The sequence below is a fragment of the Mucilaginibacter gynuensis genome (genome assembly GCF_039541195.1).
In the GTDB taxonomy this organism is placed as follows: domain Bacteria; phylum Bacteroidota; class Bacteroidia; order Sphingobacteriales; family Sphingobacteriaceae; genus Mucilaginibacter; species Mucilaginibacter gynuensis.
Genome location: NZ_BAABFT010000001.1, coordinates 540,368 through 556,194 on the forward strand (window position 1 = coordinate 540,368; position 15,827 = coordinate 556,194).

Below are 15,827 nucleotides of genomic sequence, written 5' to 3' on the forward strand. Positions count from 1 at the left end.
AATTATAAACCTAATAAGAGAAGACAAATTATCATTTTTTTATCTACAAAGGTATTTTCTAATGCCCTTGTGAATAAAACATGATCAAATATATCATATTTAAAACAAATGAATTATTAATTTGCGATGTACGAAAAGAATGCACAAAATGGATAAGATCTATCCAGTTACGAGGAACCCTACATCAACTAATTAAAGCTTAATTTTTAAACAAGGAAATCACTTTACCGCCACCTTGTAAAATACCTACCACTATTAATCCCGCAATTAAGCCCAGCCCCAGTTCTTTAAGTGTTGCCGGTAAATCGGGGAATAAATGATGCAAATATTCAATATTATGGGCAAAAATACCACCGGCTACCAAGATGAGTGCAATTGTGCCCACTATACTTAACAGCTTAATAATAACAGGTAATGCCTTAACCAATATTTGGCCCACAGATGTAAGCAAGCCTTTATCATTTGATTTTTTGATCAACCGGTAACCCGCATCATCCATGCGTACAATTAGCGCTACTATACCGTAAACGCCTACCGTTGCAAGGAAAGCGACTGCCGAAACAGTTATGATCTGAATAGTAAGATTTTGTTCTGTTACCGCGCCCAATGCAATAATTACAATTTCTGCCGAAAGAATAAAGTCGGTAGTTATGGCTGATTTAATTTTCTCCTTTTCAGCCTCTTCGCCTTTCTGCTCATGGGTCTCTATTAGATGTTCTGCTTTTTTTGAACGATGGAAAAGATATTCTACTATTTTTTCGGCCCCTTCGTAAGCCAAATAAAATCCACCCAATACTAAGATGATCTTAATTGCGGCCGGTAAAAACACATTTAACAATAACGCGATGGGAACTATGATCAGCTTGTTTAGTAAAGAGCCCTTTGTTATGGCCCACAGCACGGGTAACTCCCGTGAAGATAAAAACCCGGTCGCTTTTTCGGCATTTACAGCCAAGTCGTCGCCCAATATGCCTGCTGTTTTACGCGTGGCTATTTTGGTAGTCATGGCTACATCGTCCATCAAGGCTCCTATATCATCCAAAATTGCAAAGAAACCTGATGCCATATTTTATGTATTTGTTACGCCTGTAAATATACAGGTAAACCCCAACTTAGTTTACCGGATGAGTGAATAAAAGCTTGCTCTAATGGAATTAGGGCACTTTACGGGCATGTTACCATTTAGTTAAAAACACTTTTCTGTTTTGTAGTATTTTAATTATTAGTAGCTTTAAATGTTCATTTTCCTATTTGAATTAACCTATGAAAAAATTCCTTATCATTTGCATTGTATTGTTTATTGCCGGCGTAGGCTGTAAAAAAGAAAACGTTGGCGGTACCGGTCTTTGTGCCTGTTCGCCGGTAATTGGCCCTGATCTCCGTTTAGTTATTAAAAACAGTGCCGGTGATGACCTGCTCAACGAAAATACAAGCGGCGCGTATACTACTGATAAAATTGAGTTTTACAGGAAAGATGCTTCCGGAAAAATAACGCCCCTAACTTTTTCAATAAGAGCACCATTTGCCTATGGCAACCAGGAATTTGCTTACAATACAATATCTGTACCTGTAGATTTTCTTCAACAGAAAGCCGGACAGCCCATTTATCTTAAATTGGGTGATAAAAATGTATACGAATTGAACGCAGCATTAAATAAACAGAAAAACGACGTGGAAAAATTACTAATAGGCGATACCACTGCGGAGAGAGACAGCAGTGAGGTTTCAAAACTCTCCCCCATATTTTACTTAACCGAGTAATTTCATTCTACTACTAAAGCCTGTTAAACAGCTTAGCCCAATCATACAGCTTTTTTTCCTGCTTGTTCAATAGCCCAGGCTGTAAACGCCATTGCCAGTTATTGGTTACCGATGCGGGTACGTTCATCCTGGCAGTTTCATCAAGGCCCAATACATCCTGAATGGGTACAATAGCTATTTTAGCCACTGATGAATAGGCCAGCCTGATGAGCGCTTCGTGAACATTTTTCTTATTCACTTTGAAATTCACGTATTGGCTCAACTGCTTTTTAGCCGTTTTACCGGCATCTTTACGGTACCAGCCAGGGGTGGTATTATTATCGTGCGTACCAGTATATACCACAAAATTGGATGTATAATTATGAGGGATATAGGGTGATGCCGCTATGTTATCACCAAAAGCGAATTGCAGCACTTTCATGCCGGGCATGTCAAATTCATCGCGTAATTGGTAAACAGTATCGTCAATATCACCCAGGTCTTCGGCTATAAAAGATAGATCGCCAAGCTGTTGTTTTAATATATGGAAGAAGTCGCTCCCCGGGCTGGGCTGCCATTTTCCGTTGATGGCGGTTTGCTCTGTCGCGGGCACTTCCCAATAGGCGGCAAAAGCACGGAAATGATCGAGCCGCAGCAGATCGTACAACTCCATATTTTTACGGATACGTTGCACCCACCAGGCGTAATGCTGATCTTTTAGCTTGTCCCAGCGAAATACAGGCATCCCCCATAATTGGCCGTCGGCATTAAAATAATCGGGTGGTACACCGGCTACCATTTTCATGTTACCTGCCTCATCCAAACTGAATAGCTCCGGGTTGGCCCATACATCCGCCGAATCATAACTTACATAAAATGGCAGGTCGCCGAATAAACTGATGCCTAAATGAGCGCAGTGGTCTTTTAGTTCGTGCCATTGTTTAAAAAACAAAAATTGCAGCCACTTGTGGCGGTCTATATTATCGGCATGGTTGCGGCTGAACCGCTTTAAGGCTTTGGCATCGCGACCGGCGTATTCTTCGGGCCATTTGTTCCAAGTGTCGCCGCCATAGCTTTGCTTTAGCTCAACGTATAAGGCAAAATCATCCAGCCAAACGGCTTCCTTTTTACAAAAATCTGTGAACTCCTGTTGCAAGGCGGTAATGCCCATGGTTTTAAAATTTGACCACGCGGTATGGAATAAACTCGTTTTTAATTGTTCCGCTTTTTTATAATCAACTTTACTGGTTGATGGCAAGCGGTACTTATCAAGCTCTTTTACGCTAAGCAAGCCTACATCAGCCAGCCATTCGGGACTGATCAATAAGGTATTACCGGCCATGCCTGAAAACGAACTATAGGGCGAATAGCCATTATCCGCACCGGTAGGTGTTACCGGTAATAACTGCCAGTATTTTTGCCCGGCACTGCTTAAAAAATTCGCGAATTGTTTTGCTGTGCTGCCAATATCGCCAACACCAAAATCAGACGGTAACGAGGTAACAGACATTAAAATACCCGCCCCACGGTTATTAGCCGGTTGTTTTAATTTTAATATGGCAAGCGGCAGAGTTGTAAAGATCTCCTTAACGGCAAGCGCTCCCTCTGTTTGCCCGGCTGCTGCAGTAAGCAGATCCTCGAAATTTGACGGCGCATCATATGGTAAAACGACCCGGGTATTAGCCCAATCAATCTGTGGTATTTCCTTTTGCTGCTCCTTACATAATTCTGCAATATGCAGCGGAGCGGCTACAACATACCATTGCTGTTGATAGCGCCTTGCAAAAGCCAGTATGTTCTTATTGTACTTGCCTTTTACCTTTAGCGGGATGTATGAGGCCTTTGCAAAATGTTCGGGGTTAGCCTTTCGCTCTTTTAGTAATACCTGCGTGAGCCACAGCTTAATTTGCGCGTTATAACGCTGGTGCCACAATTGTGCCGGTAAACCTGTATGCGCTGTTGATTGCAGATCATCCAGCAATTCCTTATTTAAATCATAGTCGACAGGCCTACGGTTATCCGGGTCGACCAGGCTTAAATCCCAGCGCTCGCAACCCTGGTAAACATCGGGTACGCCCGGCGACGTAAATTTGAGCAGCACCTGTGCCAGCGAATTGATGATACCCAAATCGCTCACTTTTTTGTGGAAGGGCTCAAAGCTTTTCCAAAACGCGCCGTCTTTATTTAACAAGGCGGCGGCAAAGTTTTTTGTGGCTTTTTCATAGGCCGTATCTGGCTTGGCCCAATCCGAATGCTGCTTGGCTTCGCGTAATGCCTTTTCCAGGTATTCGACTAAACGCCCTGTAAAATCATCACTATTTTCGCCCGGCATGGGGTAAGCGCCTGTCAGTGTTTGATAAATGAGGTATTCATCATTGGCATCGGGCGCGTTATTTTGCTTTAGGCCGGCGTTTATTTGCTGCCATTCCTGCACTTTGGCTATCCATTCATCAGCCATATCGGTGAGTACATTCAGCCTCGCACGTACATCTTCGCCGCGCTTGGTATCATGGGTTGAGGTGGAATTGAGCGAAAGCGGCCATTGCCGCTGCCCCATCTCCATCGTTTCATGAAAAGCCTTTACCAGTTTGCCGAAAGCATCGGGCGCGTCGCCAACTTCATTATGGCCTGTAAACCGGTTGTAGGTGTACATCAGCGTATCTTCTACCCCTTTCGCCATCAAAGGGCCACTAAGCTGCATGCATCGCCTGTAAAATTGCGACACATTATTATTGAATATAGCATTGCCCTCTGTCGGCTTTTGCAGCAGAACAAACTTCAGCACTTCAATACCAGGCGATAAGTTAGGGTGGTGAGCTACGGACTGCTTTAAAACTGCCTCTACCGCTTTTGCCTCCTTTTTGCTTAGCGGAAAACCATTACCATAATAACGGTAAACCGGGCAATGCACCAAAAAAGCGCCGATAGCCTGTTTCATCAATTCCGGCGGTACGCCTTGTAGTTCCTTGCCTTCCGCAAGCTTCAGATCGAAAAAATACCGGGTTAAATTATCCAGTTCACCGGCCATGTGATGGTTAAGTATGTATGCTTTCTTCTCCCATATCTGTTGCTGAACAGGCACATTAGTGCCTACCAATTTATCGTAGTAAGTGCTGAAGATCTTTTCGTTGTCTTTGTTGGTGAACAGGTTGTTTACATCGGCCAGGTATTCATATCCCGTAGTGCCTTGCACGGGCCAGTTTACCGGCATCTGTTCGCCGTCTTCCAGTATCTTCTCTATTACGATATACACATCCGGACCAACTAATTGCCTTAATTTATTCAGATAAGCCGTAGGATCATACAAGCCGTCGATATGATCAACCCGCAGGCCTTGGAACACGCCCTCGTTCAGCAGGCTTTTGATGAACTGGTGGTAATGCTCAAACACTTTTTCATCCTGAATATTGAGGCATATCAACCCGTTCACCGTAAAAAACCTACGGAAGTTAATAGTGTGATCTGTTTCGGCCCAACTGCATAAGCGGTACAATTGCTCGTCGGCCAGTTTGCGCAGCTTGGGTTTGTCCTTATTAATGGTTTGAATGGAATCGTCCAGATAATCTGTAACCGAACCATCATTATGAGCTGCGGATAATTGCGATAATGCCTCATCCCATAACTGGTTATAAGTACCCGGCTCTGTTTCTTTTACAACCTGCTCTATTATTGCTATCAGTTGTTTTATTGCATCGGGTTTATCCCTTTTTGCTTTTAATACCGATAAATAAGATGCCGGGTTAAGCGGATAAGCGCTGTCAAAATAACTAAGTGATAATCGTCCATTGGCTACAGCAAGTTGGAGGTCGCCTTTTTTTATCACATCCGCTAACGACGAACCTAAAAAGGGCACCATTATTTTACCTTCAAATAATGCCGATGTGCCTGCCATATCAAAGAAATTGGCATAGGCCGACATTGCCCCACGCTCAAGCACGTCGTTCAGCCACGCATTATTGGGATGAAAAGCCATGTGATTGGGCACAATATCCTGCAGCCAGTTAATACCTGCCGCCTTTAACTTTTTGCTAAGGGCTCTCAGCTGCTTTAGCGTACCAATTTCGGGGCTGATGCGGTGCGGATTCACAATATCATAGCCATGCGTACTACCCGGCGTAGCCTCAAAAACCGGCGAAGCGTACAAGGTGCTTATGCCCAGCTTTTGCAGGTATGGGATAATACGCTCAAGATCATTAAAAGTAAAACCTTTATGAAACTGTATACGATAGGTAGCAACAGGATTAAACATGATTACTGGTATAAATAATTATCGATTCAGGTTGTAATGTTACCGCGCTTTCGTTGTTTGGCAGGTTAGCCACTTTAGCCGGGCCATTCCATGCAGGCGCGGCGCTATCGAGCAATAAACGCCATTCTTTATCACCATTAGGCAATTGCAGTTGCTGCACTGATTTCGAAAAATTCATCAGGCAATACACGTCCTCGTTCCCGTGCCAACGATGCAATAACAGTGTGTTATTTTTAGGCTGAGCTTCTACCTCTAAATTTTCGCGGTTAAGTTGGTATAGTGCCGGGTGCGATTTACGCAAAGCGATAAGCGCCTTGTAGTAATTGAACATTACCTGGTGATGCCCCTTATGGCTAAGTGGCCATTGAAGTTTAGAGCGATTAAAGGTATCTTCCGCTTGCGGATCGGGTGCCTCACCTTCGGCATGGAAAGCTTTGAATTCTTCCTTCCGGCCTTTTCTTACCGCTTCAACCAAATCCTTATCGGTATGGCTTACAAAATACAGGAAAGGGTTTGACTCGCTCCACTCCTCGCCCATAAACAACATGGGTAAGTACGGACTAACCATAACTGCCGCCGCCATCAGTTTTTGCATTTCAAAACTAACCAGCTTACTGGTACGCTCGCCCAGCATGCGGTTGCCCACATGATCGTGATTTTGCGAGAACACGATAAATTGCTCCCCCGGATTGTGCTCTACCTTAGCACCAAATGTTTTTAAACGATGCGGCGAGTAAACACCATCGTACACGTACGCGCCTTTATAGGATTTCGCCAAATGTTCAATACCGTTAAAGTCCGAATAGTAACCGGTACGTTCTTCGCCGGCTGTTACCCGCAGCGCGTGGTGAAACTCATCTATCCATTGGGCATCCATACCGTACCCCTGCTTTGCCAAAGGGTTAATGAACTTATGATCATTCAGATCAAGCTCTACGATCAGGTAATGCTGCCTGCCCGATGCTGCTATCAGCACATCAACCTGTTCCTTTATCTCTTGCAGAATATGTTTGGTGCTCAAATCTTTTATGGCGTGCACCGCATCCAAACGCAAGGCATCGATATGAAAATCCCGAAACCACATCAGTACGTTCTCAATAAAATATTGCCTTACGGCATCGCACCAGGCATCATCAAAATTGATGGCATTGCCCCAGGGCGTGTTATATTTTTCGGTAAAGTATGGGCCGTATTCATTAAAGTAATTCCCCTCCGGTCCCATATGGTTATACACCACATCGAGCACTACGGCCAAACCTTTATTATGGCAGGCATTCACCAAATGGCGTAAACCATCGGCACCGCCATAGCTGTTTTGTACCGCGTACGGAAATACCCCGTCGTATCCCCAGTTACGCTCACCCGGAAACTGGGCTACCGGCATTAGTTCAATAGCGGTTACGCCTAATTCAACCAAGTGGTCAAGCTTTTTCTCAATGGCTGCAAAAGTACCTTCGGGGGTAAAGGTGCCGGTATGCAGTTCATAAAAGATATAATCGTTCAGCGGTAAATTTTGCCATGCGTTATCCGTCCAACTAAAATTTTTGAGATTGAGGGCTTGCGATACGCCGTGCACACCATCAGGTTGCGAAAGTGATGCAGAGTCGGGCAGTTCCTTTTCACCGTCGAGTATAAACTGATAACTATCACCGGGGTTTAACTTTTTGGTAGTCAACTCCCAGTAACCGTATTCCGTTTTTTTCAGCCGAATACGGTCTTTTCCTTCAATTTTTAGTTCTACAGTTTTAGCCGCGGGCGACCAAAGCAAAACTTCGGCTTCGCCTGCCGAATTAAAATTAACACCTATTGATCTGTATGCCGGGTTAATCTTTTGTTTCATTGTGTGCAAAATGATGCTTTAACAATACTACCGAACGCCCTTCAACACGTATCACCTCTTCGGCTTTATGGGTTTCTTCGGTAAAATCGCCCACGCTGGTATCCATTATCTTTTTCCAGATCTTACCGTATTTTGCTTCAGGTAGTTTGTAGTCGATAGGTTCGTGAGAGGCATTGAAAATAATGTAAAAATCATCATCCAAAATACGTTCACCTTTAGGGCCAACCGAATGCAAACCTTTGCCGTTAAGGAAAACCGCCAGCGATTTTGCAAAATCATGGCTCCAGTTCTCTTCGGTCATTTCGGTCCCCTCGGGTAAAAACCAGGCGATATCTTCTAACCCGCGCCCCATAACAGGCTGCCCCTGGAACCAGCGGCGGCGGCGGAAAATAGGATGGTCTTTACGAAATTGGATCAGCTTTTTGGTAAACTCCAGCATCTCCTTATCAGCCGCGGCCCAGTTAAGCCACGAAATTTCATTATCCTGGCAATAAGCGTTGTTATTACCCTGCTGTGTGCGGCTCATTTCATCACCCGCTACTATCATCGGCACCCCTTGCGACAACAGCAACGTGGCAAAAAAGTTGCGCTTTTGCTGCTGCCTTAAGGCTATTACGGCTTCGTCATCCGTTTCGCCTTCGGCACCGCAATTCCACGAGCGGTTGTGGCTTTCGCCGTCGTTATTATCCTCGCCGTTGGCATCGTTATGCTTGTCGTTATAGCTTACCAAGTCGTGCAGGGTAAAACCATCGTGCGCGGTAATAAAATTGATGCTGGCCGTTGGGCGACGGTAATCATCCTGGTAAAGATCGGGGCTGCCGGTAAAGCGCTGCGCGAACTCGCCCAGCATGCTATCTGCACCACGCCAGTAATCGCGTATGCAATCGCGGTATTTACCGTTCCACTCCGCCCATCCCGGCGGAAACTTGCCAACCTGGTAACCACCCTCGCCAATATCCCAGGGTTCAGCAATCAGCTTTACCTGCGAAATAACGGGATCCTGGTGAATAATATCAAAGAACGCGCTCAATCGGTTTACCTCGTGCAGCTCACGCGCGAGCGTTGAGGCAAGGTCAAACCGGAAACCGTCCACATGCATTTCCGTTATCCAGTAGCGCAAGCTATCCATAATGTAACGTAACACATTAGGCAGCATGGCATTCAGCGTGTTACCGGTGCCGGTGTAATCCATGTAAAAGCGCTTATCATCTTCGGTAAGGCGATAGTAGGATGAATTGTCGACCCCTTTAAAAGAAAGCGTAGGGCCCATTTGGTTACCCTCGCCGGTATGGTTATATACCACGTCAAGTATCACCTCAATGCCTGCCTTATGCAGTTCTTTCACCATGTTTTTAAACTCAACCACCTGCTGCCCCTGTACCCCGCTTGATGAGTACCGTACATCGGGCGCGAAAAAGCCTATGGTATTGTATCCCCAATAGTTACGTAACCCTTTTTCTAACAGGCTGCGGTCGTTAACAAACTGGTGCACGGGCATCAGTTCGATAGCGGTGATACCCAGCTCCTTCAAATAATCAATAGCGGCAGGATGCGCCAGCGCGGCGTATGTACCCCTGATCTCCTCCGGAATTTCCGGGCAGGTCATGGTGAAACCGCGTACGTGTGCTTCGTAAATGATGGATTGATGGTATGGGGTGCGCGGCAACTGATCGTCGCCCCAGTCGAAAGCGTTATCTACCACTACCGATTTTGGAATATAATTCGCGCTGTCGCTTTCGCTGAAACTGAGGTCTTCTTCTTCGCTGCCTATCTCATACGCGAAAAGCGAATCGTGCCAGTCTATACTGCCGGCAATGGCCTTGGCGTAAGGATCCATCAATAACTTATTGCGATTAAAGCGATGCCCGTTAGATGGCTCGAAAGGCCCGTCTACACGGTAACCGTATAACTGGCCGGGTTTTATATCGGGCAGGTAAACGTGCCATACCTGGTGCGAACGTTCATATAATTGTATACAGGCGATCTCCTTGCTACTATCAGTCGAATCAAATAGGCAAAGTTCAACACCGGTCGCGTTATCCGCGTATAAAGTAAAATTAACGCCATTTCCGTCCCATGTAGAACCAAGCGGGTATGGCTTACCCGGATAAGTAGTGATTTTCATAGTTGCACTATAAAAGGAACAACTATTTATATTGTTTTGTAATTATTGGGTTAATAATAATGAATAATAAGCATGATTATTAAAATTACAGAACAGTGTTGTAGTAATCATCAAGCTTTAAAATACGAGTCAGCGGCATAAAGCCGGATCGGCAATTTCCGCAGGACTTATAAACGGTATATTCAGCGGAACACCGCGCAGCACAAACCATAAACCCAGGCAAAGCATAAAATACGGAACGGTTTTATTCAACCTGTTGCGTACTGTTACAGTAAGTAACCCCGCGCCGAGCGTGGCCGCCAGCATTAAAGGCAAAGTGCCAATACCGAACCAAAACATATATTGTACCGACGATATAACGGTTGACGTATTTACAGCGCCAATTAAAGCAAGGTATACAAAACCACATGGCAGCAACCCGTTGAGTATGCCTATATATAAATGACCGTTTTTTTGAGTAACAGCCCTAATGATAAACTTATTGATCAGTGACGGGAACCCGGATAACCTTTCAGTTTTTAAATAATGTAGGTTTAGCAGCTTTGAACATGCCAATCCTATAATAAGCACACCGCTTATAATGCTGATGCTTTGCTGCGCGCCAAACAGCCATAATTGCTTACCTATAATCCCGGTTATTAAGCCCAATAATGAGTAGCTTATGGTACGCCCTATTTGATAAATAAACTTATCCCACACCAATAACCACCGCGACCTGCCCGTAAAAGGTACGGCAAACGCGAGCGGACCGCACATGCCTACGCAATGCACGCTGCCAAATAAGCCTATAAAAAAAGCCACTTCATTGGTGCTCATGGCAGGTATACTTCTTTTTTATATAGATATTGATTGTTGTTGGCTGTCCATTCAAATGTTAATTGCCATTGCCCTGTTTTTAACCGAGTTAACGGGATGTGGGCTGTATTTTCGCTGTCAACATCCAGATCATACTTCTCATCCATATTACGGTCAGACGGTCGTGCGAACGTAACCTGCCCCTTTACAGGTGTTCTGAAATGGATGAGTGCTTCGGCTCCCTTAAATTCTATTACAGGTTGTGCTTTATCTTTTATTACCTGCTGTGCACGTTTGTAATCTTTATCATAGGCTAATCCCTTTTCGTAATATTGCTTATCGTAATCATCGGCAGGCTGGCTAAACATGGCTACAACCATTACTATTATGAATAGCATAAAGCAAACCATGCCTATTACTATTCCTTTACCCCAATTCATTTTCATTTGCTTCCCTCCCCGTTTACCGGACCTATAAATGTGGTACTGATACTTCCCGCATCTGTTTTATTCTGCATAATATGTAATGTGATATCGGTTTTAGCGCTGCGGATATTTGCTTCCGGTATCAGTAAAAAGAATACGATCTTACTTGTTTCCTCTTTCTTGAGTATCCCGGGTGCCTGTATATATTTGATCCTTACAGCCGGATCATCGGCCACCAATTCGATATGTTGATCTGCATTGGTTTTATTGGTAACCTCGGCATTGTAAAGGTTACTTATATACCCGCCGGGCTGTTCCTGATATAGCATCCCTGCCGAACGCATAATGGTTACATCAACAGGGTTTCGCTGCAATACGAAATAGGTTAATACCCCCAGTAAAACAACTATCACAGTACTATAGGCCGCCATACGTGTATTAAAGGTGGGCTTTTTGTTTTCCCTGATCATTTCTTCGGAATAGAAACCTACAAGGTTAAGCGGTTTATTAATTTTAGCCATCACCTGGTTACAGGCATCTATACAGGCAGTACAATTAATACATTCTAACTGTGTGCCGTTGCGTATATCAATACCGGTTGGGCAAACAGCCACGCATAGGTCGCAATCCACGCAGTCGCCTTTGGGTGAGGCTTCTGCTTCCTTTTTTGATAACTTGCCCCTTGGTTCGCCTCTTAAAAAGTTATAAGCGACGACAAGGGTATGCTTATCAGTTAATACACCCTGCAACCTGCCATAGGGACAAATAACAGTACATATGAGTTCACGCGCCTGGCTGTAAACAAGGTAAAACACCGCGGTAAAGATCCATATGCTGATAAAACCCGTCCAATGCAAACCAATCGGCTCGCTTACAATATTAATAAGCTGTTCGCTGCCAACAATATAGGCCAAAAACGTATTGGCTATCAGGAATGATACTATTATAAACAGCAAATGCTTCGCCCCTTTCTTTAATAGTTTTTCATTAGTCCACGGGCCTTCATCCAGCTTGCGGCGTTTTTGCGGCTGCCCTTCTATCCATATCTCTATCTTTCGAAAAACCATTTCCATAAAAATGGTTTGCGGGCAAATCCATCCGCAAAAAATACGGCCAAAGGCAATGGTGAACAATATGATACACACCATACCCACCAGCATTACCAATACAAAGAGTATGGAATCCTGCGGCCAAAAAACCTGCCCGAGCAAAACAAACCGCCTCTCCATAAAATTCAGCAATAACAAAGGATTGCCATTAATGCGGATGAAAGGCCCGGCAAAAAACAACAGCAGGTAAGCGTAACTAAGCCAGCTACGATAGTTATACAACTTGCCTTTGCGTACCAGCGGATATAACCACTTGCGACCGCCTGCGGCTGTTGTACTGGGTTGCCCGGTGATTGGTGTGCTTAACATTTTAATGGGTTACTACCATCGCCGTTTTAGCTGATGCGCCCTCATCATCACCTTCCTTATCGCCCTGCGGCTCTTTAGCATTTGCCGGATGAGTGCCGTATAACGATTTTATGTAGTTGGCTACGTCGGCAATTTGTTTGGGGGATAACTGTTTCTCCCATGTAGGCATCCCTTTTGCCTGCACGCCATATTTAATGGTTTTAAACAAGTCGGATATTTTACCGCCGTGCAGCCAATACTCATCGGTTAAATTGGGGCCAACCATCCCCTGTCCTTTATCACCGTGGCAGGCGGCGCAGTTTTGTTTAAAGATATTGCCGCCCTCTGTAAATACCGCTGCATCGGTTGATAGCTTTACCGTATTCTCGTCGACCCGGTTTGCCGATTTGGCCAGGTAGGCCTCTTTCTCTTTATTAGCGAGCGCTACCTCATTACGGTACTCCTCATCTTGCAGAGGGGCAAGTTCAAACACGTGGTAAACCAGCAAATAGGCTGCCGCCGCGATAATAGAGGTGTAAAATAAACCCATAAACCATGTTGGTGTAGGGTTATCCAGTTCCTGTATCCCATCGTAATCGTGCTCTATCAATATTGATTTTTCTTCGGATAATGGTTTGAGCGACAAAAGTTTTTCTACTATCGTTTTTTTCGGTTTCACCGGCAATGCCAATGTAGCCTCATTGCTTTCCAGTTCATCAGCAGTAACCGGGGCAAGTACCTTGGTAAGTACTTTAAAGGTGTGCAGCAACATCAGCATTGCGCCAAGTAGTAGCAGGAGTACCAATACGATAGCCCCGAATCCCCAGTAGTTCATCAGCTCACCGGTGGTAAGTTCCGCGGGAGCGTCGTCGGCAAACACGGGCTGTACTATAGCCATTAAAATTAATACCGCAGGAAAAAGCTTTTTCATAGACCTATCCTTTCCATTTCTGCCGCGCCATCGTTCAGGGGTAAATTGCTCATATAATTGACATGATTTCGTCGTACACGTATCAACAATATGGTCACCACAATAAAGAATACGAGGAACAAACCCAATGATGATATCAGGTAAACCTCGTTACCCTTTATATTTTCTGTAAATTGCTTAAACATGATGCTTAGTTATTATTGGCGGTTTTACTTGCTTTTATATCGATACCCATGCGTTGCAGGTAAGCTATCAGGGCGATGATCTCTTTGTCGCTTTTTACTTTTATTTTATCTTTCAACAGATTTAAGGCGATTGCCTGCGCCTGCGCATCCAATTCACGGTTCGCTATTTTTTCGTAACCGGCTTTATATGGTACGCCCAACTTGCGCATGGCATTTATTTTGGCAATGGTATTGGTAGTATCCAGTTGTTGAGTGATTAGCCAGTCGTAAGCAGGCATAATACTTCCCGGCGACATTAACCTTGGATCCATCAGGTGGTTGAAATGCCAGGCATCGCCGTACTTCCCTCCTTCACGGGCCAGATCTGGCCCGGTACGTTTTGATCCCCACAAGAACGGATGGTCGTATACAAACTCACCGGCTTTGCTGTAATCACCGTAGCGTTCCGTTTCTGAACGGAAAGGCCTCACCGTTTGCGAGTGGCAGTTAACACATCCTTCCCTGATGTAAATATCCCGGCCTTGTAATTCCAGCGGTGAATAGGGTTTAACGCTGGCAATGGTAGGCACGTTTGATGATATGGTAAATGTTGGGATGAGCTCAATAACACTGCCTATCAGGATAACAATGAGTGAGAACACCATCAGTTTTACAGGCCGGCGTTCTAAACGGCGGTGCCATTTTTCCTGGTGCTGGTCAACATGTAAAGACGCAAGCGGCATGGCTTCGGCACCTTCATTGGCCACTAATTTTCCCTGTGCCGCGGTACGCACCAAGTTATACGCCATAATAATAACCCCTGCAAGATACAACGCTCCACCAACCGAACGCATAACGTGCATAGGGATAATGCGCAGTGTGGTTTCTAAAAAGTTAGGGTATTTCAACATGCCCTCGGCGGTAAACTCCTTCAGCATCAAGCCTTGGGTAAACCCTGCCCAATACATAGGTACGGCGTAAAAAAGAATCCCCAGTGTACCTATCCAAAAATGGAACGCGGCCAGCTTTTTTGAGAACAGTTCGGTTCTGTAAATGCGTGGTATCAACCAATATAATATGGCAAAGGTTAGAAAGCCATTCCAGCCTAAAGCGCCAACGTGTACGTGTGCCACAATCCAATCGGTAAAGTGACCGATGGCATTTACCTGTTTAAGCGATAACATTGGCCCTTCAAACGTAGCCATACCGTACGCGGTAAGTCCTACTACCATAAACTTCAGCACTACATCATCACGAACTTTATCCCATGCCCCACGTAAAGTAAGCAGTCCGTTGATCATACCGCCCCAGCTTGGCGCTATCAGCATAATAGAGAATGCCACACCTAAAGATTGTGCCCAACCCGGCAATGAGGTATACAGCAAATGGTGCGGACCAGCCCATATATAGATGAATATCAGCGCCCAAAAGTGCAGTATACTTAGCTTATAAGAGTAGATGGGGCGGTTGGCCATCTTAGGCAAAAAGTAGTACATCATGCCCAGGTATGGTGTTGTTAAAAAGAACGCCACCGCGTTGTGCCCATACCACCATTGCACCAGGGCATCCTGCACACCGGCATATAAGTAATAGCTTTTAAAAGCCGAAATTGGCAACTCGAACGAGTTAACGATATGCAACACCGCTATGGTTACAAACGTGGCGATGTAAAACCAAATGGCAACATACAAATGTCGTTCGCGGCGTTTTATAATGGTACCGAACATGTTTACACCGAAAACCACCCATATCAACGTAATGGCGATATCTATGGGCCATTCCAGTTCGGCGTATTCGTGCGATGTGGTGATGCCTAAAGGTAATGTAAGTACAGCCGCCAGTATAATAAGCTGCCATCCCCAAAAGTGTACCTTACTTAACACATCGCTAAACATGCGGGCTTTTAGCAGCCTTTGCAGGGAATAATATACGCCCATAAATATGGCATTGCCCACAAAGGCGAATATTACGGCATTGGTGTGCAGCGGCCGGATACGGCCGAATGTTGTATACTGGTTACCCATGTTGGCCGCCGGATGGTAAAGCTGAATGGCCACCAGCAGGCCTACCGTCATACCGATAATGCCCCATACAACCGTGGCAATACCAAAATTGCGAACGATCTTATTGTCATAGTAAAATTTTTCGGGTTGCATATGTA

At 44.9% G+C, this 15,827-nt stretch carries 11 protein-coding genes; 1 reads left to right on the plus strand and 10 read right to left on the minus strand.

What is annotated here, in order from left to right; all coding sequences use genetic code 11:
* Positions 1 to 199 precede the first annotated feature (199 nt).
* Positions 200 to 1,066: a DUF808 domain-containing protein gene (locus tag ABD894_RS02315; protein ID WP_345209364.1), complete on the minus strand. Its 867-nt coding sequence runs from the start codon at positions 1,064 to 1,066 to the stop codon at positions 200 to 202.
* Positions 1,067 to 1,263: 197 nt separating this feature from the next.
* Between ABD894_RS02315 and ABD894_RS02320 the strand changes: the two genes are divergently transcribed.
* Complete coding sequence (locus tag ABD894_RS02320; RefSeq protein ID WP_345209365.1) at positions 1,264 to 1,761, plus strand: hypothetical protein; 498 nt, start codon at positions 1,264 to 1,266, stop codon at positions 1,759 to 1,761.
* A gap of 13 nt (positions 1,762 to 1,774) precedes the next feature.
* Here the strand turns inward: ABD894_RS02320 and treY are convergent, their stop codons facing one another.
* The 9 genes from treY to ccoN all read right to left on the minus strand — a co-directional run bounded on the left by treY (position 1,775) and on the right by ccoN (position 15,822).
* Positions 1,775 to 5,989: a malto-oligosyltrehalose synthase gene (gene treY / locus ABD894_RS02325; RefSeq protein ID WP_345209366.1), complete on the minus strand. Its 4,215-nt coding sequence runs from the start codon at positions 5,987 to 5,989 to the stop codon at positions 1,775 to 1,777.
* A complete protein-coding gene (treZ, locus tag ABD894_RS02330) occupies positions 5,982 to 7,829 on the minus strand; it encodes a malto-oligosyltrehalose trehalohydrolase (protein WP_345209367.1) in 1,848 nt (615 codons plus the stop codon). Before treZ ends, treY begins: the two co-directional genes overlap by 8 nt.
* Complete coding sequence (glgX, locus tag ABD894_RS02335; RefSeq protein WP_345209368.1) at positions 7,813 to 9,954, minus strand: glycogen debranching protein GlgX; 2,142 nt, start codon at positions 9,952 to 9,954, stop codon at positions 7,813 to 7,815. Before glgX ends, treZ begins: the two co-directional genes overlap by 17 nt.
* 129 nt (positions 9,955 to 10,083) lie before the next feature.
* Positions 10,084 to 10,770: a sulfite exporter TauE/SafE family protein gene (locus ABD894_RS02340; RefSeq protein ID WP_345209369.1), complete on the minus strand. Its 687-nt coding sequence runs from the start codon at positions 10,768 to 10,770 to the stop codon at positions 10,084 to 10,086.
* A complete protein-coding gene (locus ABD894_RS02345) occupies positions 10,767 to 11,195 on the minus strand; it encodes a FixH family protein (protein WP_345209370.1) in 429 nt (142 codons plus the stop codon). The genes ABD894_RS02340 and ABD894_RS02345 overlap by 4 nt, the downstream gene beginning before the upstream one ends.
* Entirely contained in the window at positions 11,192 to 12,592 is a 1,401-nt protein-coding gene (gene ccoG / locus ABD894_RS02350) for a cytochrome c oxidase accessory protein CcoG (RefSeq protein WP_345209371.1), read from the minus strand. The genes ABD894_RS02345 and ccoG overlap by 4 nt, the downstream gene beginning before the upstream one ends.
* Position 12,593: 1 nt before the next feature.
* Positions 12,594 to 13,502 carry a cbb3-type cytochrome c oxidase N-terminal domain-containing protein gene (locus ABD894_RS02355; protein WP_345209372.1) on the minus strand — a complete coding sequence of 303 codons (909 nt, stop codon included), beginning with the start codon at positions 13,500 to 13,502 and terminating at the stop codon, positions 12,594 to 12,596.
* Positions 13,499 to 13,687, minus strand: coding sequence for a hypothetical protein (locus tag ABD894_RS02360; protein WP_345209373.1), 189 nt, complete (start codon positions 13,685 to 13,687; stop codon positions 13,499 to 13,501). Before ABD894_RS02360 ends, ABD894_RS02355 begins: the two co-directional genes overlap by 4 nt.
* Before the next feature lie 5 nt (positions 13,688 to 13,692).
* A complete protein-coding gene (ccoN, locus tag ABD894_RS02365; protein ID WP_345209374.1) occupies positions 13,693 to 15,822 on the minus strand; it encodes a cytochrome-c oxidase, cbb3-type subunit I in 2,130 nt (709 codons plus the stop codon).
* Positions 15,823 to 15,827 lie beyond the last annotated feature (5 nt).

Coding starts and splice junctions, on each gene's coding strand:
- ABD894_RS02315 (WP_345209364.1), bottom strand. CDS start 1,066: ATGGCATCAGGTTTCTTTGCAATTTTGGATGATATAGGAGCCTTGATG.
- ABD894_RS02320 (WP_345209365.1), top strand. CDS start 1,264: ATGAAAAAATTCCTTATCATTTGCATTGTATTGTTTATTGCCGGCGTA.
- treY (WP_345209366.1), bottom strand. CDS start 5,989: ATGTTTAATCCTGTTGCTACCTATCGTATACAGTTTCATAAAGGTTTT.
- treZ (WP_345209367.1), bottom strand. CDS start 7,829: ATGAAACAAAAGATTAACCCGGCATACAGATCAATAGGTGTTAATTTT.
- glgX (WP_345209368.1), bottom strand. CDS start 9,954: ATGAAAATCACTACTTATCCGGGTAAGCCATACCCGCTTGGTTCTACA.
- ABD894_RS02340 (WP_345209369.1), bottom strand. CDS start 10,770: ATGAGCACCAATGAAGTGGCTTTTTTTATAGGCTTATTTGGCAGCGTG.
- ABD894_RS02345 (WP_345209370.1), bottom strand. CDS start 11,195: ATGAAAATGAATTGGGGTAAAGGAATAGTAATAGGCATGGTTTGCTTT.
- ccoG (WP_345209371.1), bottom strand. CDS start 12,592: ATGTTAAGCACACCAATCACCGGGCAACCCAGTACAACAGCCGCAGGC.
- ABD894_RS02355 (WP_345209372.1), bottom strand. CDS start 13,502: ATGAAAAAGCTTTTTCCTGCGGTATTAATTTTAATGGCTATAGTACAG.
- ABD894_RS02360 (WP_345209373.1), bottom strand. CDS start 13,687: ATGTTTAAGCAATTTACAGAAAATATAAAGGGTAACGAGGTTTACCTG.
- ccoN (WP_345209374.1), bottom strand. CDS start 15,822: ATGCAACCCGAAAAATTTTACTATGACAATAAGATCGTTCGCAATTTT.